Annotated in this window: 18 protein-coding genes and 16 tRNA genes; 6 read left to right on the top strand and 28 right to left on the bottom strand. The window is 41.1% G+C overall.

Translation table 11 applies throughout. The annotated features are described in order from the left end of the window. Positions 1 to 12: 12 nt before the first annotated feature. Both JV16_RS05745 and JV16_RS05740 read right to left on the bottom strand, forming a co-directional pair. Entirely contained in the window at positions 13 to 459 is a 447-nt protein-coding gene (locus JV16_RS05745) for a hypothetical protein (RefSeq protein ID WP_021095538.1), read from the bottom strand. A 13-nt stretch (positions 460 to 472) separates the two neighbouring features. After that, a complete protein-coding gene (locus JV16_RS05740; protein WP_021095537.1) occupies positions 473 to 772 on the bottom strand; it encodes a DUF2325 domain-containing protein in 300 nt (99 codons plus the stop codon). Positions 773 to 947: 175 nt separating this feature from the next. Between JV16_RS05740 and JV16_RS15130 the strand changes: the two genes are divergently transcribed. The 3 genes from JV16_RS15130 to cydB all read left to right on the top strand — a co-directional run bounded on the left by JV16_RS15130 (position 948) and on the right by cydB (position 3,649). Beyond that, the gene (locus JV16_RS15130) at positions 948 to 1,103 is read left to right on the top strand and encodes a DUF1540 domain-containing protein (protein ID WP_069201719.1); all 156 of its coding nucleotides are present in this window, start codon (positions 948 to 950) and stop codon (positions 1,101 to 1,103) included. 178 nt (positions 1,104 to 1,281) lie between these two features. Beyond that, positions 1,282 to 2,631, top strand: coding sequence for a cytochrome ubiquinol oxidase subunit I (locus JV16_RS05735; RefSeq protein WP_021095535.1), 1,350 nt, complete (start codon positions 1,282 to 1,284; stop codon positions 2,629 to 2,631). Continuing rightward, entirely contained in the window at positions 2,621 to 3,649 is a 1,029-nt protein-coding gene (gene cydB / locus JV16_RS05730; protein ID WP_021095534.1) for a cytochrome d ubiquinol oxidase subunit II, read from the top strand. Before JV16_RS05735 ends, cydB begins: the two co-directional genes overlap by 11 nt. 23 nt (positions 3,650 to 3,672) lie before the next feature. On the opposite strand, the gene JV16_RS05725 is transcribed toward cydB, so the two are convergent. Genes JV16_RS05725 through JV16_RS05705 form a run of 5 tightly spaced genes read right to left on the bottom strand, consistent with a single transcriptional unit; the run spans position 3,673 to position 9,880 of the window. Then, positions 3,673 to 5,100, bottom strand: coding sequence for an o-succinylbenzoate--CoA ligase (locus JV16_RS05725; protein ID WP_021095533.1), 1,428 nt, complete (start codon positions 5,098 to 5,100; stop codon positions 3,673 to 3,675). A 56-nt stretch (positions 5,101 to 5,156) separates the two neighbouring features. Next, complete coding sequence (gene menB / locus JV16_RS05720) at positions 5,157 to 5,975, bottom strand: 1,4-dihydroxy-2-naphthoyl-CoA synthase (RefSeq protein ID WP_021095532.1); 819 nt, start codon at positions 5,973 to 5,975, stop codon at positions 5,157 to 5,159. Then, the gene (gene menH, locus JV16_RS05715) at positions 5,965 to 6,792 is read right to left on the bottom strand and encodes a 2-succinyl-6-hydroxy-2,4-cyclohexadiene-1-carboxylate synthase (RefSeq protein WP_035063429.1); all 828 of its coding nucleotides are present in this window, start codon (positions 6,790 to 6,792) and stop codon (positions 5,965 to 5,967) included. The genes menB and menH overlap by 11 nt, the downstream gene beginning before the upstream one ends. A 2-nt stretch (positions 6,793 to 6,794) precedes the next feature. Continuing rightward, the gene (menD, locus tag JV16_RS05710; protein ID WP_021095530.1) at positions 6,795 to 8,528 is read right to left on the bottom strand and encodes a 2-succinyl-5-enolpyruvyl-6-hydroxy-3-cyclohexene-1-carboxylic-acid synthase; all 1,734 of its coding nucleotides are present in this window, start codon (positions 8,526 to 8,528) and stop codon (positions 6,795 to 6,797) included. Continuing rightward, positions 8,525 to 9,880, bottom strand: coding sequence for an isochorismate synthase (locus JV16_RS05705; RefSeq protein ID WP_021095529.1), 1,356 nt, complete (start codon positions 9,878 to 9,880; stop codon positions 8,525 to 8,527). The genes menD and JV16_RS05705 overlap by 4 nt, the downstream gene beginning before the upstream one ends. 157 nt (positions 9,881 to 10,037) lie before the next feature. On the opposite strand from JV16_RS05705, the gene JV16_RS05700 reads away from it, so the two are divergent. Beyond that, positions 10,038 to 10,973 carry a 1,4-dihydroxy-2-naphthoate polyprenyltransferase gene (locus JV16_RS05700; RefSeq protein WP_021095528.1) on the top strand — a complete coding sequence of 312 codons (936 nt, stop codon included), beginning with the start codon at positions 10,038 to 10,040 and terminating at the stop codon, positions 10,971 to 10,973. 86 nt (positions 10,974 to 11,059) lie between these two features. After that, a complete protein-coding gene (locus tag JV16_RS05695; protein ID WP_021095527.1) occupies positions 11,060 to 11,782 on the top strand; it encodes a yteA family sporulation protein in 723 nt (240 codons plus the stop codon). Positions 11,783 to 11,819: 37 nt separating this feature from the next. Here the strand turns inward: JV16_RS05695 and JV16_RS05690 are convergent, their stop codons facing one another. The 5 genes from JV16_RS05690 to glgB are packed head-to-tail and all read right to left on the bottom strand — an operon-like array spanning position 11,820 to position 19,721. Next, positions 11,820 to 14,207 (bottom strand): glycogen/starch/alpha-glucan phosphorylase, encoded by a 2,388-nt coding sequence (locus JV16_RS05690; protein WP_021095526.1) that lies wholly within the window; start codon positions 14,205 to 14,207, stop codon positions 11,820 to 11,822. Continuing rightward, complete coding sequence (gene glgA, locus JV16_RS05685; RefSeq protein ID WP_021095525.1) at positions 14,194 to 15,648, bottom strand: glycogen synthase GlgA; 1,455 nt, start codon at positions 15,646 to 15,648, stop codon at positions 14,194 to 14,196. Before glgA ends, JV16_RS05690 begins: the two co-directional genes overlap by 14 nt. Then, positions 15,645 to 16,667, bottom strand: coding sequence for a GlgC family sugar phosphate nucleotidyltransferase (locus JV16_RS05680; RefSeq protein WP_021095524.1), 1,023 nt, complete (start codon positions 16,665 to 16,667; stop codon positions 15,645 to 15,647). The genes glgA and JV16_RS05680 overlap by 4 nt, the downstream gene beginning before the upstream one ends. Next, positions 16,655 to 17,827, bottom strand: coding sequence for a glucose-1-phosphate adenylyltransferase (locus JV16_RS05675; protein WP_021095523.1), 1,173 nt, complete (start codon positions 17,825 to 17,827; stop codon positions 16,655 to 16,657). Before JV16_RS05675 ends, JV16_RS05680 begins: the two co-directional genes overlap by 13 nt. Beyond that, on the bottom strand, positions 17,775 to 19,721 hold the full coding sequence (glgB, locus tag JV16_RS05670) for a 1,4-alpha-glucan branching enzyme (RefSeq protein WP_035063427.1): 1,947 nt from the start codon (positions 19,719 to 19,721) through the stop codon (positions 17,775 to 17,777). The genes JV16_RS05675 and glgB overlap by 53 nt, the downstream gene beginning before the upstream one ends. 241 nt (positions 19,722 to 19,962) lie before the next feature. On the opposite strand from glgB, the gene JV16_RS05665 reads away from it, so the two are divergent. Next, positions 19,963 to 20,919, top strand: coding sequence for a cation diffusion facilitator family transporter (locus JV16_RS05665; protein WP_042534687.1), 957 nt, complete (start codon positions 19,963 to 19,965; stop codon positions 20,917 to 20,919). A gap of 38 nt (positions 20,920 to 20,957) precedes the next feature. Here the strand turns inward: JV16_RS05665 and JV16_RS05660 are convergent. The 16 genes from JV16_RS05660 to JV16_RS05585 all read right to left on the bottom strand — a co-directional run bounded on the left by JV16_RS05660 (position 20,958) and on the right by JV16_RS05585 (position 22,733). Then, positions 20,958 to 21,029 (bottom strand) — tRNA-Glu (locus JV16_RS05660). 11 nt (positions 21,030 to 21,040) lie between these two features. Beyond that, a tRNA-Ser gene (locus tag JV16_RS05655) sits at positions 21,041 to 21,132 on the bottom strand. Between the two features lie 3 nt (positions 21,133 to 21,135). Beyond that, positions 21,136 to 21,210 (bottom strand) — tRNA-Asn (locus tag JV16_RS05650). Between the two features lie 164 nt (positions 21,211 to 21,374). Beyond that, a tRNA-Ile gene (locus JV16_RS05645) sits at positions 21,375 to 21,448 on the bottom strand. A 5-nt stretch (positions 21,449 to 21,453) separates the two neighbouring features. Further along, positions 21,454 to 21,524 (bottom strand) — tRNA-Gly (locus JV16_RS05640). Between the two features lie 173 nt (positions 21,525 to 21,697). Next, positions 21,698 to 21,773: transfer RNA gene (locus tag JV16_RS05635), tRNA-His, on the bottom strand. An 8-nt stretch (positions 21,774 to 21,781) separates the two neighbouring features. Next, a tRNA-Thr gene (locus JV16_RS05630) sits at positions 21,782 to 21,854 on the bottom strand. Between the two features lie 83 nt (positions 21,855 to 21,937). After that, positions 21,938 to 22,030 (bottom strand) — tRNA-Ser (locus tag JV16_RS05625). 14 nt (positions 22,031 to 22,044) lie between these two features. Continuing rightward, positions 22,045 to 22,121, bottom strand: a tRNA-Ile gene (locus tag JV16_RS05620). Between the two features lie 8 nt (positions 22,122 to 22,129). Further along, positions 22,130 to 22,203, bottom strand: a tRNA-Met gene (locus JV16_RS05615). 12 nt (positions 22,204 to 22,215) lie between these two features. Beyond that, positions 22,216 to 22,291 (bottom strand) — tRNA-Ala (locus JV16_RS05610). 7 nt (positions 22,292 to 22,298) lie between these two features. Next, positions 22,299 to 22,375, bottom strand: a tRNA-Pro gene (locus tag JV16_RS05605). 20 nt (positions 22,376 to 22,395) lie between these two features. Next, a tRNA-Arg gene (locus tag JV16_RS05600) sits at positions 22,396 to 22,472 on the bottom strand. A gap of 5 nt (positions 22,473 to 22,477) precedes the next feature. Beyond that, positions 22,478 to 22,563: transfer RNA gene (locus JV16_RS05595), tRNA-Leu, on the bottom strand. Positions 22,564 to 22,573: 10 nt separating this feature from the next. Continuing rightward, positions 22,574 to 22,648 (bottom strand) — tRNA-Gly (locus JV16_RS05590). 4 nt (positions 22,649 to 22,652) lie between these two features. Beyond that, positions 22,653 to 22,733: transfer RNA gene (locus JV16_RS05585), tRNA-Leu, on the bottom strand. Positions 22,734 to 22,773: the final 40 nt, after the last annotated feature.

The following is a 22,773-nucleotide window of genomic DNA, read 5'->3' as shown; positions in this document are numbered from 1 at the left end:
GACCCGGTTTTTTTACAACAAGCGTGTACAATATGTGTCACTTGTCAGCGTAACATAAGATAAGCGATTTTTCATCACATGATATACTCGAACCGTTTTCGGTGTTTGGCCGAATTTATTTTCAAATTGTTGTATAGCACGCAATGAAGGAATGCGGTCAACAACAAAAACGTTCATACATGATGGGACAACGCATGTGTCAGACGTACATGATGCAGTAATTAACGCATCGTGCTCGTCTAATATGTGAACAAATGACCGATCATTGGCAACAAAGCGAAGCAAGTAATCCGTCATTTTTGCAATCATTTTATAGTATGTAACGGGAGAGTCACAAGAAGCGATCGGAAACGATGATGTTGCCCGTTCAATTCCTTTTAGCAACGTAAGCGATGAACGATGAGGTGGAGATATGCTGTAATGGTAAGCTAATACTTCATTTAAAAACGATTGCCACAATGTCCTCTCCTCCTTAGTTCACTCGTTTTGGCTCCCCCATTTGCTCGATAACAGATTGAATGGAACTCCATGAACGTTTGACAAAGTAAATGGGTTTATGCTGATCTTTTGCTTTTTGTTTAATGACTTTCGCTAAATTATGATTAATATAATCAGTCATAACAAATACGATATCGACGTGCTCCGGTATTTGTCGTTTCACCATATTCACTTTTCGACCATCTAAATGAATAATTTCCTTAAATCCTGAGCTTTTTAATTTATCTGTAATGTTTCCTAAATGATCCGCACCAACAACTAATAACGATGACATATAACTCCCTCCAACTTTTTGTCTTATATTGCACAATTTCATTCTAATTGAGAATGATTATCTATGTCAACATTTATTGATAAAAATTCTCGCTATTTTTGCTCATTTTTTCATGTTATGTCTTGTCAACGTTTTGTCTACACTAACATCAGTATAAAGAAAGGAGGGGAGTATGATGGCAAAAGATGTTCTTTGTGAAGTGCAAAACTGCCAGTTTTGGTCACAAGGCAATCGATGTAGTGCAGACGCAATCTATGTCGTAAGCCATGCCGGTGCAACGGCAACAAGCTCCACAGAAACAGACTGTAAAACGTTCCAACCGACCGAATAACAGCACGACCTCTTGCTCATCGCAAGAGGTTTTCTCTTTTTTCATGTTAATAATCGTGGATAGACACATTTTTTTAAAATTATCGCCACAGTTTTGCAACATTTCTCTCATCTCTTCTTCACGTATGGAGGTTACTCTTATACATATGAAAAATATTTAGTATATCGGAGGGGGATATATGAGCGACGTACTTTTACTTAGCCGTTTTCAATTTGCCATTACGGTTTTTTATCATTTTTTATTCGTCCCGTTAACAATTGGTCTTATTGTTTTGATTGCATGGATGGAAACACAACATGTGCGAACAAAAAATCCGCTTTATCGACAAATGGCAGACTTTTGGGGGAAACTGTTTGCCATTAACTTTGTCCTCGGTGTTGTGACAGGAATCACAATGGAATTTCAATTCGGGACAAACTGGTCGGAGTATTCGAAATATATGGGGGATATTTTCGGCTCTCCGCTAGCCATTGAAGCGCTCGTTGCTTTCTTTTTAGAGTCAACATTTATGGGCATTTGGCTATTTGGGAAGGATAAAATTTCACCAAAACTTCGTGCCTTCTCTATCTGGATGGTGGCGCTTGGTACAAACATTTCAGCGCTTTGGATTATCACAGCAAACGGCTTTATGCAAAATCCGGTCGGATATATTGAAAGAAACGGCCGCATCGAACTACAAAACTTTTGGGAAGTTGTAACAAATCCATATGCATGGCATATGTTCGTTCATACCGTTGTTAGCTGTTATATCGTTGGGGCATTTTTTGTGATGGCGGTTAGTGCTTGGCATTTGTTGCGTAAACAACATGTCGAGTTTTTCGAAAAATCGTTTAAATATGCGCTCATTTTAGGATTAATCGCGGCAACAGCTACGCCGTTTATTGGTCATAAATCCGCATCATTTGCGGCAAAAATGCAACCTGCCAAAGGGGCAGCTCTCGAAGCCGTGTGGGAAACAAAAGAAAGTTTACCATTTCACATTATTCAAATTCCTGACCCAGAAAACGAGCGTAACATCGTTGAATTTTTAACGATTCCAAAGCTCGGAAGCTACTTTTATACGCACTCGTTTGATGGGAAAGTCGTTGGATTTGATCAAATTCCAAAAGATGAACGTCCGAATGTCAACATCGTCTTTTATTCATTTCGTTTAATGGTAGCACTCGGTCTATACTTTGTCGCTCTATTTTGGTACGGATTTTACTTATATCGTAAAAATAAATTAGTTGAATCACGACGTTTCTTAAAACTTGTCATGTATTCTGTATTGCTCCCGTATGTCGCTATCAATGCCGGCTGGGTCGTTGCGGAAGTCGGGCGTCAACCGTGGACAGTATATGGATTAATGCGCACAGCTGAAGCCGTATCACCTATTTCGCTTTCACAAATTGTTTTCTCACTCGTCAGCTTAGTTTTGTTTTATACTATTTTACTTATTGCAGACGTGTACTTAATGTTGAAATATGCGAAAAAAGGACCGTACACATCCACGGCTACGAAAGGTGGGGAAATTCAACATGTCTCATGAAACAGTTGCAATCATTTGGTTCGGCTTATGGGGACTCATTTGGACGATATACTTTGTGTTAGATGGATATACGCTCGGCACAGGCATGTTGTTTCCGTTTTTAGCAAGAAACCGTCAAGAGCGAAATCAGTTGCAAGAAGCGGTTGGACCGTTTTGGGGCGGAAATGAAGTCTGGTTAATTACAGCTGGAGGGGCAACGTTTGCCGCATTTCCAGCCGTTTATGCAGATTTATTCAGCTTCTTATATACGCCGATGATGCTCATTTTATTCGCGCTCTTTTTCCGCGCAGCCGGATTAGAGTTTATGCATAAAGATGATGCACCGCTTTGGCAAAAAAGCTGGAAATGGGCATTCACTATTAGTAGTTTTGCTTTAGCGCTTCTGTTTGGTGTTGCCTTTGCTAATTTGTTTTACGGTTTAAAAATTGGTCCATCTGGATATGAAGGAACGTTGTTCAGCTTGCTTCATCCGTACGGTCTTTTAGGCGGCTTATTATTTATTAGCTTATTTGCTGTCTCTGGTGCCCTATGGGTCATGCTAAAAACAGTTGGAGATGTAGCAGAACGAGCTTATAAAGTGGCTCGTCCAGCTTCTGTCGTTGCAACGGTCGTATTATCTCTTTTCTTCGTTGCAACAAGCAATCGTACGCCGCTATTCAATAATTTCACGAAAGCACCAATTCTTTGGATCGTACCCGCACTAGCTTTCGTATGTGCATTGCTCATGCTATTGTTCGTCTGGCAAAAACGAATTGGACTTGCGTTTACAAACATTTGCTTAACCATTTTCACGCTTATGGCCACCGGCTTTATCGGCATGTTCCCAAACATGCTCCCTTCGCGCATCGATAATGAATATAGTACAACGCTTTTTGAAGCCGCAGGAAGTGAATTAAACTTAAAAATTATGCTCGGTGTCGCCATCGTCATGGTGCCGATCGTAGTGGGCTATCAGCTTTGGAGTTATAAATTGTTTAAAGAAAAAATTACGAAAGAAACAGCAAAAGGATATCAATAAGAGGAGGCGTCGGCTGCCTCCTCTTATTCATTGATCCAGTTTTTCAACTTATGGCGCATCAGTTTGTTTGCGGCATTGCGCGGTAAATGATCAACGATATAAATTCGCTTCGGCACTTTATATTTCGCTAGTTTATTCATACAAAATTGCTTTAATTGCTCTTCTGTTGCTGTTACATCATGCAATACGACAAACGCACATGGCACTTGCCCCCATGTTTCATCAGCAACTCCGACTACACCTGCTTCTTTTACTGCCTCATGTTGCAAAAGCACCGATTCAATTTCAGCTGGGTATACGTTCTCTCCACCAGAAATAATTAAGTCTGAACGTCGGTCAAGCACATATAAAAACCCTTCGTCATCCATATATCCGATATCTCCGGTATATAACCAACCGTCTTTTAACACAGCGGCTGTTGCTTGCTCATTGTTCCAATACCCTTTCATGACGCTCGGACCTTTTACAACAATTTCTCCCACTTCATTCGCATTCAGCGGTTTCCCCTCTTTTTCAATACGAACGTTCATATGGAAAAGCGGCTTTCCTGCTGAACCGTGTTTATGGCGAGCATCTGGGGATAATGTAGCTACTTGCGAAGCGGTTTCTGTCATGCCGTACGTTTGATACACCGGTATATTCCAGTCAGCACATGATTGCAACAAAGGAAGTGGCACAGGACCACCACCAACGAGCATACAACGAAACGATGAAGGATACGGATATTTTAACTCTTGAATCATTTGTTGCACCATTGTGCTTACAGCGGACATCATCGTAATGTTTTGTTGAAAAATGAGCTCATTAATGCGTTTCGCATCGAATGACGACATAATATAAACACCAACCCCATAAATAACGCTCCGCATTAAAATCGATAAGCCGCTAACATGAAAAAATGGAACAGCTGCAAGCCAACAATCATCTTCACGTAATCCGAGATTCAGAGCAGAACCGATTGCACTCCACCAATGATTTCCGTACGTTTGCATAACCCCTTTTGGCTTTCCTGTCGTTCCCGATGTGTACATAATTGTTGCGACATCATCTAGATTGTACATCGTTTGCCATTTTTCATCTCGTTCACGAAGTTTGGCAAACTCCGCCCATTCGATCGCTCGTTCATCTCGAAACGGTTCATCACAAATGACAAATCGCGCCCCGCTATGTTCTAATTGCCATTTTACTTCTTCCACAGATAGACGTACATTTTGTAATAAAACAATCGCACCAATATAATGAAGGGCGTGAATGACTTCAACCATATGTGCGCTATTTTTCATTAAGATAGCGACAACATCCCCTTTTTTTACACCGAGATAAGCAAACTGTCTTGCTCTTTTTGCCGTCCGTTCGTGAAGTTCAGCAAATGAAATAGTTTCTGTTTCATCATATATCGCTATACGATTCGGCGTTAAATATGCACGTTGAAGCAACCAGTTTGGAATCATCTTAACACCACCTTCAAAAAAACAGCTTGATGTGCATACATCAAGCTGTCTTCATTTTACGGAAAACGCGGGAATTGTTTAAAGTCTGGTTTCCGTTTTTCTTTAAATGCATCGCGTCCTTCTTTCGCTTCGTCTGTTGTGTAATAAAGGAGCGTTGCATCCCCTGCAAGTTGTTGAATGCCTGCAAGTCCATCTGTATCTGCATTAAACGCAGCTTTTAAGAAACGAATAGCCGTCGGACTTTTTTCTAAAATTTCTTCCGCCCATTTCACCGTTTCTTCTTCTAATTGTTCAAGTGGAACAACTTTGTTGACTAATCCCATTTCTAACGCTTCTTGAGCGTTGTATTGACGACATAAATACCAAATTTCGCGAGCTTTTTTATGTCCAACAATACGCGCTAAGTAACCAGCACCATATCCTCCATCAAAGCTGCCAACTTTCGGCCCTGTTTGACCGAAAATCGCGTTGTCTGCTGCGATAGTTAAATCACAAACAACATGTAGCACATGGCCACCGCCGATCGCATAACCTGCAACCATCGCAATAACTGGTTTTGGAATGACGCGAATTAAGCGTTGTAAGTCTAATACGTTTAAACGCGGAATTTGGTCGTCACCTACATATCCACCATGCCCACGCACTTTTTGGTCGCCACCTGAGCAAAACGCTTTGCCACCTGCTCCTGTTAAAATAATGACTCCAATATTTGCATCGTCACGAGCATACGCAAACGCATCAATTAACTCCATAACGGTTTTTGGCCGGAACGCATTATGTACTTGTGGACGGTTAATTGTAATTTTTGCAATGCCATTATACGTTTCATACAAAATATCTTCATATTCTCTTTCTTTTACCCATTCAATCGCCATGCAATAAACCTCCTCTTAACACAAATTGTTGAACAAGTGTACAAAATCGTTCACGCTGCTCTAGATGCACAACGTGCCCAGCATTCGGAACGGTGATGAGCGTCCCGTTTGGTAATAATTGTACCATTTCTGACGCAATTCGACAAAACTTTTCATCATCTTCACCACAAATCAACAATGTCGGGAACATCAATTGAGGCAACGCTTCCCACCAAGAAGGTTGCGCTCCTGTCCCCATGCCACGCAAACTGTTCGCTAATCCAATCGCTGTATGCTGTAATCTTTCTTCTCTTAACCGCTGTTGTACATCTTCGGACAATCGTTTTAAAGAAGAAAACAATGGGATGTTCTCCCACCGATCAACAAACGAAGCGACACCATGTTGTTCAATAAACTGCGCTAATCGTTCATCTTCTTCCCGACGCTTCACGCGCTCTTCTTCCGTCTTTAGCCCCGGAGAGCTACTTTCTAATATTAACGTTTGTACATACTGAGGATAGCGGACTGCAAATGTTAATGCAAGCCGACCACCCATCGAATACCCTAACACATGGGCTTTTTTTATACCTAATTGTTCCAAAAGCATAGCAACATCTTGGGCAACCATGTCGATATGATATCGTTGTACAGAAGAAGGAGCATCCGTTTGTCCATGACCGAGAATGTCAATTGCTATGCATTGCATATGTTGTTCCCACATCGAAACAAGCGGATGCCACGTTTGACAACTACCTGTAAATCCGTGCAACAACAAAATGGGCTGTCCCTTTCCGTGCATTTCTACATAATACGTTTGCCCTCGAACGACAAACTTCATGTTCATTCCCCTTTGTTCAACAAGTTGGACATTTCCTGGGAAACATCTTTCCACAATTTCCGATGAACTCCGACATTATATTCACGAGATGAAGAAACTTCAATTACATTTAACGTCGGGCGTGCGAGCGCATCTACCACCGCACGACGAAAATGATCCCACGTCTCTACTTTTTCATAATGTCCATCATACATGTTTACAACATGATGAAACGATAAATGTGTCGGTGTGCCGAATAACCGTTCAAAATGTTTCGGCTCATTCGCCTGCGGCAAAAAGGAGAAAATACCTCCCCCATTGTTGTTTAAAACGATGATTGTCGCATGTAGCTGTTGCAATTTAGCTGCAAGTAAACCATTTAAGTCATGATAAAATGACAAGTCACCAATGACTAGTACAAGTGGTTGTGCAACACAGCTCGCTCCAAGAGCGCTCGATACAACTCCATCAATACCGTTTGCCCCCCGATTCGCCAATAAACGAATTCGCTTATGCGATGACATAAAAAACGTATCCGCATCGCGAATAGGCATACTGTTTCCGACGAAAAGAGTCGCTTCATCTGGTAATAACTGAGCGAGTTCAATGAATATTTTTCCTTCAAACATATTTTCTTCTTCTTTTGCCTGTAACAACATTTGTTTCGCTCGTTCATTCATTTTTTTCCATTGGTTGACCCATTGTGACGAACGAGATGTAGTAGAAGCGCGCTGAGCTAACTCATGACAAAATTGCACCTCGTTCGCTTCAATAAGCACGTGAAGTGATAAAGTCGGGTCGCGCCATTGCCCCGCTTCATCGACAATTATTTGTTTTACTTGTTTATGGCGTTGCAGCCAAAGGTAAAGCGACTTCGATACAGGCATCGCTCCGAAACGAATAACGACATCAGGAATGAACGCATCTGCAAACGTTTCGCATTTCAACATCGCATCGTACGATTCAATAATGAGCTGCTTTCGATGTACACCTGTTCGCAATGAAGAGAGAGGATCAGCTAAAATAGGATATTGCAACGCTTCCGCTAGCTCGACCACCGCATCAGCAAACCCTTCCACGTGCAAATCTCCACATACAATGACCCCTTTTTCGACATGACGTAGTTGTTCATATAATTCATCGATCATTTCTTGTGAAAGGTGTTTATTTCCTCTATACACCGTGCGAGTTGCGGACGGTGTGGAAAATAGCGACTCATTGAGCATTGGAACAAGCGGTTCACGTAACGGTACGTTAATATGAACCGGTCCTGCAGGAACAGATGTTGCAACACATACCGCACGAGCAGCTACCATTTCTGCATAACGAAGCATTTGCTCATTTCCTTCTGGAAGTGCCATATCAACAAACCATTTCACATATGACCCGTACATATGCAGTTGATCAATCGCTTGCGGTGCTCCGACATCGCGCAATTCATGAGGTCGATCAGCTGTAATGACAACGAGCGGAACGCGTGCATAATATGCTTCAACGATAGCTGGATAATAATTCGCTACCGCAGTACCTGATGTACAAACAAGGGCAACCGGTTTTCCAGAAGCTTTCGCCATGCCTAACGCAAAAAAAGCAGCAGAACGTTCATCAATATGGACATGAATATTTAACTGAGGATGTTCAGCCATCACCATCGCAAGAGGAGTGGAACGAGATCCTGGGCTAATCACCACTTGCTGTATCCCCGTATGAACGAATTGCTCAACAAAAGCGGCAACATATGCGGTCATTTCATTCATCGTCGTCCCCCCTCTAACGCTAGTAACATCGGCTTAAACTTTACATTCGTTTCCTCATATTCGCTAAGCGGATCAGAATGAGCAACAATTCCACACCCGGCAAACAAATGCGCCTCATTGTCTTCAAGCAATGCGGAACGAATGGCTACAGCAAATTCTCCGTTTCCGTTCGCATGAACCCAACCAATCGGAGCAGCATACCATCCACGATCAAGCGGCTCAATGTCCCGAATCGTTTGTACCGCCTTTTGTTTCGGGAATCCTCCAAGCGCTGGCGTTGGATGGAGCCGTTCAACGAGCGAAAAAATCGAAACTCCTTCCTTTATTTTCGCCTGAACAGGTGTGTACAAATGTTGAATATGTCGCATTTTTAAAAGAGTCGGCTCACTTGGAACAATCACTTCTGTGCATATTTCATGCATCGCTTGTTCAATCATGTCGACAACGAACGCATGCTCACGACGATTTTTATCGTCTTTTAGCAGCCATTGTCCGAGCTCCTCATCCTCTTTCATCGTATGTCCACGACGAATGGAACCAGCTAGACAAGCTGTTTCACACATGTACCCGTTCTTTTTCACAAGTTGTTCGGGAGAAGCACCGATAAAACAAGATGAGCCGTTTTCAAACGCAAAAATGTAGCTCATTGGTTGTTGTTCCCGCAAAGAGCACAACACATGAGAGCGATCAATCCGATGAGAAAAAGAAAGAAATAGCTCGCGTGCTAAAACGACTTTTTCAATCTCTCCGTCTTGAATGAGATCGGTTGCATGACGAACAGCATGAAACCAACGATCACGAGCGACTTCTTCTTTTTCGACAACTTCCACATCGTAGCTATCGATTTCATCATGTATGATAAATAACGAATCGATCATTTTCTCAAGTTCCGCAAACGATTCATGAACAACATTAACTGTGAGCCACGTTTCCTCACCGCGCTTTGTTAACAAAAATTTCGGGATCACAAACTGAGCGGAAGGAAAATGGCTCCAATGCTCAGCAGAACGTTTCATCGGATCAAAAGCGAACCCCCCGAACATCAATGGCCCTTCCCCTTCGATGAAAGCGCCTTCTACAATTTGTTGCCAAGCTTTCTCCACTTCCCGAAAACGCTTTTTCGTCTTTTCTTCACTTTTTATCACTTGTGCATGTCCAAGTCCAACAAGCGTGTGCTCGTGAAAGCAGTCTGACCAATAAAAGCGCTGGCCATGAAATAACGTTTCACCAGCGGCAAAAAAGGAAAGAGGATCGATTTGCCCCACTCTTACAGTGACACTAACCATATGCTTTTTTTTCTTTAACGCATCACGCAATTGGTCAATAACTTTGTTTTGATATAAAGTAACCACCTTGTATCACGCCTATACTTAATCTTTTTTTCCCTTTTCCATTATAATATTGTTCGTTAGAGATAGGAAACAATTTATATTGTCAAGACATTGACACATTTTCCCCACTTCCCTACACTTATTGTGAACGACATTTTAATCAAAGGAGAAGAATGGTATGCCAACACCAGTACGTTCAAATGCTCAAACTGTTCACTATAAACGAGACTGGCGCGTTTGGTGGCGCTTATTGCGGCCACACACGCTGACTGCAGCGTTTGTTCCTGTTTCTATTGGTACTGTGCTTGCAGTAGACGAAGCACCAATTCACTTTCCTTTATTTTTTGCCATGCTCGTAGCTTCGTTATTTATCCAAGCAGCAACAAATATGTTCAATGAATATTACGACTATAAACGCGGTCTCGATACACCTGAATCTGTCGGAATTGGTGGTGCGATCGTTCGTGATGGGATCTCCCCAAAAACTGTGTTATTGCTTGCTTGGTCTTTTTTTGCAGTCGCTATGCTACTTGGTGTTTATATTTGCGTCAATAGTAGTTGGTGGGTAGCCGTCATCGGCACGATTTGCATGGCAGCAGGATATTTTTACACAGGTGGTCCTATTCCGATCGCTTATACTCCATTCGGTGAATTAGCGGCAGGTTTTTTCATGGGACTTACCATTATTTTAATTTCATTCTTTATTCAAACAGGCACAATGACAACAACACCTGTTCTTGTCTCTGTTCCAATTTCCATTTTAGTCGGAGCCATTTTATTAGCGAATAACATTCGTGACTTAGACGGGGATAAAAAAAGCGGTCGAAAAACGTTAGCGATTTTACTTGGAAGAAAGCGTGCCATTTGGCTATTAGGTGGCATGTTTGTGACATCATTTTTATGGATCGTATTGCTCGTTTTTACAAAAACGATTTCACCATGGACATTGCTTGTATTGTTTAGCGTTCCGAAAGCATGGAAAGCAACAAAAGGATTTATTGGAAAGACAAAACCAATAGACATGATGCCAGCGATGAAAGCGACAGCTCAGACAAATACACAATTTGGATTTTTACTTGTCGTTGGTCTGTTCATTCATTATTGGCTACAATAATTGTCCAGAAAAAACCATAGCCTTTGCGCTATGGTTTTTTCTTTTTAGTCCATACTATGTGTAGTCTAATTTGAAGGAGGGATGATATGCAAACTTTACGTGAACGGTTATTACAACAAAAGCGGCAAATTGTACAACGGCTAAAACAAAACGATCATTTCGGTCTCATACGAGCGTCTGTTCATGACTCAGTTGGGGAACTATCGAATTATGACAATCATCCTGCTGATAGTGGAACAGAACTATATGAACGAGAAAAAGATATCGCCTTAAACGAACATACGAAACGGGAACTTCACGATATTGAACGGGCGCTTCAAGCGATGGAAGATGGGACATACGGAATTTGTGAAGTATGCGGAAAGCCGATCCCATTCGAACGTCTTGAAGCTATTCCAACAACAACATTTTGTAAAGAACATAGCCCTGACCAAGTTGTTTCGCAACAACGCCCGATCGAAGAAAGCGTCTTGTCTCCTCCATTTGGTGAATTTGTCGTTCATAAAGAAGCAGAAACATTTGATGCCGAAGATAGTTGGCAAAAAGTTGCGCGTTTCGGTACATCAGAAACACCTTCAGATGTTCAAGAAGACACCGTGCATTATGATCGAATGTATATTGACGCCGGAGAACAAATCGGCTATGTCGAGCCGTTTGAAACATTTGCGGCGACAGACCTTTACGGAACAGGTATTACGATTTATCCGAACATTGTACACGAACAATATGAACAAGTGCTTGACGACGAGCAGCTTATGTCTCCGCTCGGCGACCTCCCTGCATACGAAAAAGATCCTTATACTTCTTAAAAAAGTCCTGTGAGCATATGCTTACAGGACTTTTCTATTAACGAATATGCCAAATATCATGAGCGTACTCTTCAATCGTTCGGTCGCTTGAAAAATATCCTGAACAGGCGATATTCGTAACGCTCATTTCCAACCATTTTCTCCGATCTTCATACGTTGCACCAACACGTTGTTGCGCATCGGCATACGATGCGAAATCGCGTAAAACAAAGTATTGATCATTATGAGCGAGCAATGAATCGTAAATCGGTTCAAAATGATCGTACGCATCAGGAAAAAAGCCATTCACCAGTTGATTAACAACTTGATGAATACGTTGGTCATGATGATAATATTCGTAAGAATGGTATCCGCCATTCGCGTAATAGTGCAACACTTCTTCTGCCGTAAGCCCGAAAATAAACATATTATCATGACCAACCCGCTCTAAAATTTCAATATTTGCTCCATCCAACGTTCCGATCGTCACAGCTCCGTTCATCATAAATTTCATATTCCCAGTTCCAGATGCTTCTTTACTAGCGGTCGAAATTTGTTCACTTACATCAGCAGCCGGAAAAATTTTTTCCGCTAATGAGACACGGTAATTTTCTAGGAAAATGACTTTTAATCGCCCGTTAATTTGCTCATCGCTATTTACTTTTTGTGCAACGGAATTAATTAACTTAATGATCCGTTTCGCATAATGATATCCCGGTGATGCCTTTGCCCCAAAAATAAACGTGCGTGGATGCATGTCGAAATGCTCATCTTCTTTTAATCGGTTATATAAATGCATAATGTGTAGCACATTTAACAACTGTCTTTTATACGCATGCAGCCGTTTTACTTGTACATCAAAAATGGATGAGTCATCCACGACAACACCTGTTTTTTCATAAATATACGTCGCCAACTGTTGTTTATGGTAATGTTTCACTTTTGCTAATTCGTCTTGAAATGAATGATCATTTGCATACTTTTTTAGTTGAATCAACTGTTCGGGTTGCTTTACCCATTCCGCTCCGATCGCTTCTGTAATAAGAGAAGAAAGCTGTGGATTGGCTTTTAACAACCAACGGCGATGTGTAATGCCGTTCGTTTTATTATTAAACTTTTCAGGAAAGTATTCATAAAACAGCTTCATTTCACGATGCTTTAAAATTTCAGAATGTATTTTCGCCACACCGTTCACACTATAGCTCCCTACAATCGCTAAATGAGCCATTTTGACAAGCCCATGGGCAATAATGGCCATCTCCTCGATTCTTTTCCAATCACCAGGATATCGATTCCATAAGTCGCGACAAAAGCGTTCATTAATTTCTTGCACAATCATATAAATGCGCGGCAATAGCGGTTGAAAAATATAAATTGGCCATTTTTCCAACGCTTCCGACAATGTGGTATGGTTTGTATAAGAGATCGTGTTTGTCGTAATATGCCATGCTTCGTCCCATCCCATTCCTTCCTCATCTAACAAAATACGCATAAGCTCTGGGATGGCTAACACAGGGTGGGTATCATTCACATGAATGGCTACATGGCGGTGAAAATGTTGCAAATGCCCGTACCGTTGCCGATAATCGCGTACGATGCTCCCAATGCTTGCAGCAACGAGAAAATACTGTTGCTTTAGTCTTAAAATTTTTCCTTCGTCATGTGTGTCGTCTGGGTATAAAAATTCAGAAATCGCTTCCGTTTCTCGCTTATACTGCATGACATGTTTATGAAGCGGAAATTTTGCAGGCTCGGCACTCCATAATCGTAACGTATTTACAGTCGTCGTATCATATCCAATGACAGGCATATCATAAGGAACAGCCATTACCTTTTCGACATCATAATGTCGAAACGCTAACCGACCATCTTGTTCGTAGCATTCTACTTTCCCCCAAAAATTCACTTCTACCGCTAAATCTTCTTTTTTTACTTCCCAAACATTACCATGACGTAACCATTGTTCCGGGAGTTCCACTTGATAACCATTCACTATTTTTTGATCAAACAAACCGTGTTTATAACGGATACCTTGTCCATGTCCAGGAAGGTCAAGAGAAGCGAGAGAGTCTAAAAAACAAGCAGCGAGACGCCCAAGCCCCCCATTCCCTAGACCTGCATCAATTTCCACTTCTTCAATATGAGCTAACTCAATGCCTAGCTCTTTCAATCCTTCTTCCACGACATCACGTATGCCAAGATTCATTAAATTGTTCCCTAGCAAACGTCCTAATAAAAACTCAATCGACAAATAATATACTTGCTTTTTATGTTGGGCACGATATCGTTCATTCGTCTGAATCCAATGTTTACTAATATACTCGCGAATCATATGGCCTAACGTATTGTACTGATCGAGAACAGTCGATTCCCAAAAACGTTTTCCGTACATCATTTCTAGTCGCTTCAAAAACGTTTGTTTAAACTCTTCCTTATTCGTGAACATAGATGCCACTCCCAGTCATTAGTTCGTCGTATAGTTGGTTATATTTAAATGCTGACTTTGCCCAACTGTAATCCCGACTCATTGCCTGCTTCATTATCATTTCCCATACTTCTTTTTGTTCATAAAATGAACGGGCACGTTGAATCGTATATAACATGTCGTGTGCATTAAAGTTTTTAAACGTAAATCCGGTTCCTTCTTTTGTAAATTCGTTAAACGACTGCACTGTATCGTTTAATCCACCCGTTTCTCGCACGATCGGTACAGCTCCATAGCGCATCGCAATCATTTGGCCAAGACCACACGGTTCAAATTTAGACGGCATTAAAAACATATCTGCTCCAGCATAAATTTGATGTGCAAGCTGTTCTGAAAACCCAATATATACACGCACACGTTCTGGATATGTCAGCGCCATCTCATGAAAGAAATGTTCAAACTCCCATTCTCCTGTTCCAAGGATGATCATTTGCACATTTTCAGCAATCATTTCGTGAAATACGCATTTTACTAAATCTAATCCTTTTTGTTTCGTTAACCGTGAAACGATGGCAATGACTGGGACATCTTCTTCTGACGGCAATGAAAAATGTTGTTGTAACGCTCGCTTATTAATACTTTTTCGTGCAATTGTCGTCACATCGTATGGCACTGCAATATACGGATCTTTTTTCGGGTTATATATGTCATCATCAATTCCATTTAAAATTCCAACTAAGTGCGAACTTCTCGCGCGCAATAATCCGTCAAGCCGTTCACCATAATATGGAGTTTGAATTTCTTCTTTATACGTTGGGCTAACTGTCGTAATCATATGTGCGGAGACGAGAGCCCCTTTCATGAAACTAACATGCCCGTAAAACTCTAAATGTTCAATCGAAAAATAACGGTCGCTTAAATTTAGCAAATCCCCTAAAATCTCGCGTGGAAAAATGCCTTGAAACTGCAAATTATGGATGGTAAATACCGTTTTCATTTGCGCGTAAAATGAATTTTTCGCATATTCTTCACGCAACAAAAATGGAATCATCCCTGTGTGCCAATCATGACAATGAATGACATTTGGTTGAAAGCCGATGACAGGCAGAGAATCGAGAACCGCTCGACAAAAATATGAAAAACGCTCACCGTCATCGTAATGCCCGTATAACGAATCTCGCTTAAAGTAATATTCGTTGTCGACGAAATAGTATGTCATTCCTTCGTATTCTAATTGTTCAATTCCACAATATTGTCTTCTCCAACCAACACGAACGACAAGCTCAGCAATTTTATTCATTTTTCGGCGCATATGTTGCGGAATGACCCCATATTTAGGAAGCATCACACGCACATCCGTCCCAAGCTTTTTCAACTCTTTCGGCAATGCGCCAGCAACATCAGCTAAACCACCTGTTTTCACAAACGGTACACACTCTGATACGACAAATAATACTTTCACGATTTCATCAGCGCTCCTTGTATTGTCCCTTTTCGAATGACGATTGGCTGATTCGGTGTTCCAATTAATTTCACTCCATCACCAATGCGAGCATCTTTATCAACGATCACATATTCAAGATGACAATTATCCCCAATTTGACTTTTTTGCATAATAATACTGTTGCGGACAACAGTTCCTTTTCCTATTTTTACTGCTCTAGAAATAATACTATGTTCAATTTCTCCTTCAATGATACATCCATTCGCAATCATCGCATTACGCACGCAAGCATATGATGTATATTTCGTCGGTGGCTCATCTTTTACTTTCGTATAAATCGGTCTTCCTTTTAAAAACAACTGCTTCCACACTTCTGGTTTAAGAAGTTCTAAGCTATGGTGAAAATAACGTTCGACGCTATCAATAACTGCGACATACCCGTTATATTCATAATCACATACGGTTAAACCATTTCCTTCATCATTCACAACATCAACAATACTTCGATATTGATTTCGTTGTTGGTTGGCGATTAAATCAAGCAACAACGATGTTTCTAAAATAAACATATCAAGCGACTTTCCACGATAACGTATACGGGTTATATCGCACCCGTTAGCCATATGACGTCGCAATACTTCCTCATAATCAATATTGCACACCGTATAACTGTTGCAAATAAGAGCGTACTTTTGTGTGCTTCGCAAAAAATAGTCAATATGTTGTTGAAAATGTTGAAACGAACCGATATGAGAAATCGGGAGATCAGGCGAAGGGAAGAAGAACAATCCATCACGTTTCCGATTCAAATCCCAATTCTTTCCTGAACCAAGGTGGTCCATTAACGAACGATATTGATACTTTGGGAAAATGGCGACACTTTCAATACCTGAGTTCACCATATTTGATAAAACAAAATCAATTAGCCGATAGCGACCAGCAAACGGAACGGCTGCGATAGAACGCTGAAATGTCAAATCACTCATTTCCGGTGTATATGTCGTCGCATCAATGACCCCAAGCATTAATTTTCCCACGTTTTCTCATCCTCTCTCTCAGAAAAATGTCCCAAAATCTCCTCTGTCACAAGAATGACTTCCCCTTCATATTGATCCGCACAAATAAACGTTCCATCAGGAATTGCCACATTCGGAGGAACAATCGCTTTTTCAATGTATACATTTTTCCCAATCACTGCATTAGGCATAACAACACAATCTTTTACTTTCGCACCTTGTGAAACGTACACCCCTTGAAACAAAACAGAATGCTCCACATTCCCTTCAACGATGCATCCTTCATTCACTAAAGATTCTTTCACTTGTGCGTATGGAGCAATATATTGCGGTGGTTCATTCGGGTTCACAGAATAAATACGCCATGTATGGTCAAATAAATTTAATGCTGGGGTATCTTCTAGTAAATCCATATTTGCTTCCCATAAACTTTTTACCGTCCCAACATCTTTCCAATATCCTTTAAATGGATAGGCAATGAGCCGCTTTTTTTCTTCGATCAGTAAAGGAATAATATCTTTACCAAAGTCATGGCTTGAACGGTCATTTCGATTGTCCATTTCTAAATACTCTTTCAAAATAGACCATTTAAAAATATAAATGCCCATAGACGCTAAATTGTTTTTCGGATGAGCTGGTTTCTCCTCAAACTCTACGATTTCCATCTCGTCATTTGTGTTCATAATTCCAAAACGGCTCGCTTCTTCCCATGGTACTTCAATAACAGAAATTGTAACATCCGCCTTTTTTTCGATATGGTATTGTAGCATATCCGCATAATTCATTTTATAAATATGGTCGCCGGAAAGAATGAGGACATACTCCGGATCATATTGCTTCAAATAGTTTAGATTTTGATAAATGGCATTCGCTGTTCCCTTGTACCATTTCATTTCTGATGATTCAGCATACGGAGGGAGAACGGTTACCCCCCCATTTTTTCGATCTAAATCCCATGCACTTCCAATTCCAATATACGTATTTAACTCTAACGGCTGATATTGGGTGAGCACCCCAACAGTATCAATGCCAGAATTAGCACAATTGCTTAATGTAAAATCAATAATGCGGTATTTTCCTCCAAACGGAACAGCTGGTTTAGCTAAATTTTTTGTTAGCGAACTTAATCTACTCCCTTGTCCCCCTGCGAGTAGCATAGCGACGCACTTTTTTCGTACCATGGCTTTCCTTCCCTTCTCTTTTTCTTGTTGGTCGTAAAATTGTTATAGCATACGGCGGAATCGTCATTCGAATATGATACGGCTTTCCGTGATACGGCTCTTCGTGTGCCACAAGCGGTTTTTTGTTTATGTGTCCCGCACCACCGTACATCACATCATCGCTATTAAATACTTCTCGATACGATGTAAGCAATGGCACACCAATTTTGTAATCTTCATACACGATATTAGTAAAATTGCAAACGACAATTAACGCATCTTCTTCTTTTTTTCCTCGTCGAATAAAAGAAAAAATACTTTGTTCAGCGTTGTTCACATCAATCCATTCGAACCCATTTGGATCATGATCACATTCATATAATGCTCTTTGCTTTTTATAAAAATGAGTGAGAGATTTCACGTAGTCATCCATTTTTCGATGCATATCAAAATCAAACAACACCCAATCGAGTTGTTCTAAATCTTTCCATTCATCAAACTGTCCAAACTCTCCACCCATAAACAACAGTTTTTTTCCGGGATGCGTCATAAAATATCCATAAAGCAGGCGAAGTTGAGCAAATTTATCCCAATAATCGCCTGGCATTTTATTTAATAACGATTTTTTTCCATGCACCACTTCGTCATGGGATAAAGGTAAAATAAAATTTTCCGTGTAAGCATACAACAAAGAAAATGTCATTTTATGATGCATATATTTTCGATCATGCATGCTCGTTTCCATATAACTTAATACATCGTTCATCCATCCCATGTTCCATTTGTAGTTAAATCCTAACCCACCATCGTACGTAGGTGCCGTCACTTTCGGCCAATCTGTTGAATCTTCTGCAATCATTAATACATTCGGATCAAAAGCAAATACAACTTCATTTAATTTCTTTAAAAATGAAATGGCATATGGATTTGGATGCAGTACATCGCTATTCGGCCAATAAAGCATATTTGCAACCGCATCAACACGAAAACCGTCAATATGATAATGCTCTAACCAAAACAAAGCATTCGAAATTAAAAAGCTATGCACTTCTGGTTTTCCTAAATCGAAATTTGCTGTTCCCCACACAATATTTTCGCGATCTTGCATATTCATATATTCATACGTCGGCTCACCATCAAACATATATAACCCATGTGCATCTTTACAAAAATGTCCCGGTACCCAATCTAAAATGACTCCAATTCCTTCCTGATGACAACGATCAATGAAATACATTAAATCATGAGGCGTTCCATAACGGCTTGTTGCAGCATAATAACCTGTTCCTTGATATCCCCAGGAACGATCGAGCGGGTGCTCAATAAGCGGCAAAAGTTCAATGTGAGTAAATCCATGTTCGACAACATAAGGAATTAACTCATCCGCCATTTCCTTATATGTATAAAATTTCCCATCGTCTTTCTTTTTCCATGTACCAAAATGAACTTCATAAATAAACATCGGTTGCTCATAAATAGGTTTTCGCTTCTTTTTTCTTTGCCACGCTTGATCATTCCATTTATATCCTTTTAAATCATATACAATAGAGGCCGTATTGGGGCGTTCTTCTGCGTAAAAAGCATATGGATCTGCTTTCAGAACGATATGTCCATCTCTTGTCATTATTTCGTATTTGTATAAATGTCCTTCTAAATTTTCAGGGACGACAATCATCCATACTCCTTGTTCGTTTATTTTTGTTAACTTGTGCTTTTCTCCGTTCCAATCATTAAACGTTCCAACAAGACGAACTTCTTTTGCATTTGGGGCCCATACACAAAAACGCGTTCCGATCATTCCGTTTTGTTTTACAAGATGTGCGCCAAACAAGTGATAACTTTGATAAAACGTTCCTTCGTGAAATAAATGCATCTGCAAATCGGTTGGACTCATTGTCAACAAATGTTCATCCATCCTTTCTTCAATGGGTGCGGAAACAATTCCGTACTGAATATATTACACAAAGTCATATAAAATTCCTGTAAGAAAATTAAGATATTTTTCGACAATGTTCAACAAATCACATGTTAAATGAAAATCAATACGAACGTCCATAAATTTGTCGCTTGAGTAACAAATGATAATTATATAAAATAGTTTATAGTAATTATTATTTATTTTTTTTAATATTAATTTTAAATAAAGGGGAATGCATATGTATGATTTTCATCATTTACCGCATATGAAAGTACAAGCAACATCAAAGAAAGCGCTTTGGATAACACTGTTATTAACGACTTTTTTCACCATTGTTGAAATTGTAGGAGGCATTTTGTCTAATTCGCTTGCTCTATTGTCAGACTCAGCACATATGGCCTCTGACGTCATTGCATTAAGCTTAAGTATGGTTGCCATTTATTTAGCTTCTCGCCCACCAAATAAAACATTTACATTTGGCTATTTACGGTTTGAAATTATCGCTTCATTTTTAAATGGGCTCGCGCTTGTCATCATTTCTATTGGAATTTTCATTGAAGGAATTCGTCGTTTTATTCATCCTGAAAGCATTCAATTTTCCCTCATGCTAACCATCGCAACGATCGGATTTGTTGTTAATCTCGTATTAACAATCGTTTTAAGTCGGAGCATGAAAGAGGAAGAAAATTTAAATGTAAAAAGCGCCTTATGGCACTTTATTGGCGACTTACTTAGCTCCATTGGCGTCATCATCTCAGCTATTTTAATTTACTTTACAGGACTATACATGTTCGACCCACTCATTAGCGTCGTCATCGGTACCATTATTTTTATAGGTGGGGCAAAAATTGTTCGGGAATCGTATTTTATTTTAATGGATGCAGTGCCACATGAATTTGACGTGGATCGTATTCGTGCTGATATTCTTTCTATTGAAGGAGTAGAAGATGTACATGAGTTACACATTTGGTCCATTTCAACAGATCATTATTCCTTAACAGCACACGTTCTTATTCACGAGCATATTCAACCATTTTGTGTTATTTTAGCTATTAATGAAATGTTAAAAGAAAGATATAACCTTTCCCACGTCACCATTCAAGTTGAACATCCTTCTATTCATCAACACGGGGAATATGGAAAAAAATTTTTGGAGAAGAAAAATAAAACGCATATAAATTTCGATGAAATGTAAAAAGGACATCTCATATCATGAGATGTCCTTTTTACTAGTGACCCGTACGGGATTCGAACCCGTGTTACCGCCGTGAAAGGGCGGTGTCTTAACCACTTGACCAACGGGCCGTGTGTGGCAATGGCGGAGAAGGCGGGATTTGAACCCGCGCGCCGCAAAACGCGACCTAACGGTTTAGCAAACCGTCCCCTTCAGCCACTTGGGTACTTCTCCAAATGGCTCCGCAGGTAGGATTCGAACCTACGACCGCTCGGTTAACAGCCGAGTGCTCTACCACTGAGCTACTGCGGAACAATAATAAAAGTGATTCATACTTCCTAACCAATATTATAGTTTAACTTTACTGCCTCTTCCTCTAATAGCACACTCAACGATGATAAATGCGTCGAGGCAACTCGCAGTTTACTCAATGATGCATTGCTCGTCACTGAGCTACTGCGGAATAAACACCATAATGGGCCTAAGTGGACTTGAACCACCGACCTCACGCTTATCAGGCGTGCGCTCTAACCAGCTGAGCTATAGGCCCACGTAAGCGGGTGATGGGAATCGAACCCACGACATCAGCTTGGAAGGCTGAGGTTTTACCACTAAACTACACCCGCGCAATAAATTACTCACATATCTATTTTTTACTTCTACGCTTTTTCATGCCTCTTCCTCTACCAGCATACTCAAGGATGTTAGATGCGTCGAGGCAACTCGTAGCTTATTCAGCGAAGTGTCGCTCGTGGCTGAGGTTTTACCACTAAACTACACCCGCATAACATAAAATTTATGGGGCGACTAGTGGGAATCGAACCCACGAATGCCAGAGCCACAATCTGGTGCGTTAACCACTTCGCCATAGCCGCCACAACGATGCCGGCTGCAGGACTTGAACCCGCAACCTACTGATTACAAGTCAGTTGCTCTACCAATTGAGCTAAGCCGGCAAAATATGAAGTGCATCAAATTTTTATACCGTTTGTCAGTCGTGTCCCTTCTTAATTAAGAAGAAGGAACTAAAATCAATTTATGGCGGAGGAGGAGGGATTCGAACCCCCGCGCGCCTTTCGACGCCTCTCGGTTTTCAAGACCGACCCCTTCAGCCAGACTTGGGTACTCCTCCGTATAATATGAACATGGTGGACCTTGTAGGACTCGAACCTACGACCGGACGGTTATGAGCCGTCTGCTCTAACCAGCTGAGCTAAAGGTCCTAAGCTAGTAGCGGCGGAGGGAATCGAACCCCCGACCTTACGGGTATGAACCGTACGCTCTAGCCAGCTGAGCTACGCCGCCATTATAAATATATGGTGGAGCCTATCGGGATCGAACCGATGACCTCCTGCGTGCAAAGCAGGCGCTCTCCCAGCTGAGCTAAGGCCCCTTAAAAATGGTCGGGAAGACAGGATTCGAACCTGCGACCCCATGGTCCCAAACCATGTGCTCTACCAAGCTGAGCTACTTCCCGTCCTCACTACGATATAAACATGGCGCGCCCGAGAGGATTCGAACCCCTAACCTTCTGATCCGTAGTCAGATGCTCTATCCAATTGAGCTACGGGCGCATAAGTGCCGAGGGCCGGACTCGAACCGGCACGGTAGTCACCTACCGCAGGATTTTAAGTCCTGTGCGTCTGCCAATTCCGCCACCCCGGCATAGGCATGTTGGAGCGGAAGACGGGACTCGAACCCGCGACCCCCACCTTGGCAAGGTGGTGTTCTACCACTGAACTACTTCCGCATTATGCGGGTGGAGGGACTTGAACCCCCACGCCAGAGGCGCCAGATCCTAAGTCTGGTGCGTCTGCCAATTCCGCCACACCCGCATCATGGTGAGCCATGGAGGACTCGAACCTCCGACCCTCT

The sequence above is a fragment of the Anoxybacillus ayderensis genome, assembly GCF_000833605.1.
Taxonomy (GTDB): domain Bacteria; phylum Bacillota; class Bacilli; order Bacillales; family Anoxybacillaceae; genus Anoxybacillus; species Anoxybacillus ayderensis.
Note: the sequence above shows the minus strand (reverse complement) of the source record. Positions and strands in the feature narration are given on the sequence as shown.

Bases quoted from the DNA above. Each gene is read 5' to 3' on its own strand.
- JV16_RS05675 (WP_021095523.1), bottom strand. From the start codon at position 17,827: ATGGTACGAAAAAAGTGCGTCGCTATGCTACTCGCAGGGGGACAAGGG.
- JV16_RS05690 (WP_021095526.1), bottom strand. From the start codon at position 14,207: ATGTTCACGAATAAGGAAGAGTTTAAACAAACGTTTTTGAAGCGACTA.
- menH (WP_035063429.1), bottom strand. From the start codon at position 6,792: ATGAAGTTTGTCGTTCGAGGGCAAACGTATTATGTAGAAATGCACGGA.
- JV16_RS05700 (WP_021095528.1), top strand. From the start codon at position 10,038: ATGCCAACACCAGTACGTTCAAATGCTCAAACTGTTCACTATAAACGA.
- JV16_RS15130 (WP_069201719.1), top strand. From the start codon at position 948: ATGGCAAAAGATGTTCTTTGTGAAGTGCAAAACTGCCAGTTTTGGTCA.
- JV16_RS05725 (WP_021095533.1), bottom strand. From the start codon at position 5,100: ATGATTCCAAACTGGTTGCTTCAACGTGCATATTTAACGCCGAATCGT.
- menD (WP_021095530.1), bottom strand. From the start codon at position 8,528: ATGAATGAAATGACCGCATATGTTGCCGCTTTTGTTGAGCAATTCGTT.
- JV16_RS05735 (WP_021095535.1), top strand. From the start codon at position 1,282: ATGAGCGACGTACTTTTACTTAGCCGTTTTCAATTTGCCATTACGGTT.
- JV16_RS05740 (WP_021095537.1), bottom strand. From the start codon at position 772: ATGTCATCGTTATTAGTTGTTGGTGCGGATCATTTAGGAAACATTACA.
- cydB (WP_021095534.1), top strand. From the start codon at position 2,621: ATGTCTCATGAAACAGTTGCAATCATTTGGTTCGGCTTATGGGGACTC.
- JV16_RS05695 (WP_021095527.1), top strand. From the start codon at position 11,060: ATGCAAACTTTACGTGAACGGTTATTACAACAAAAGCGGCAAATTGTA.
- glgB (WP_035063427.1), bottom strand. From the start codon at position 19,721: ATGGATGAACATTTGTTGACAATGAGTCCAACCGATTTGCAGATGCAT.
- JV16_RS05665 (WP_042534687.1), top strand. From the start codon at position 19,963: ATGTATGATTTTCATCATTTACCGCATATGAAAGTACAAGCAACATCA.
- menB (WP_021095532.1), bottom strand. From the start codon at position 5,975: ATGGCGATTGAATGGGTAAAAGAAAGAGAATATGAAGATATTTTGTAT.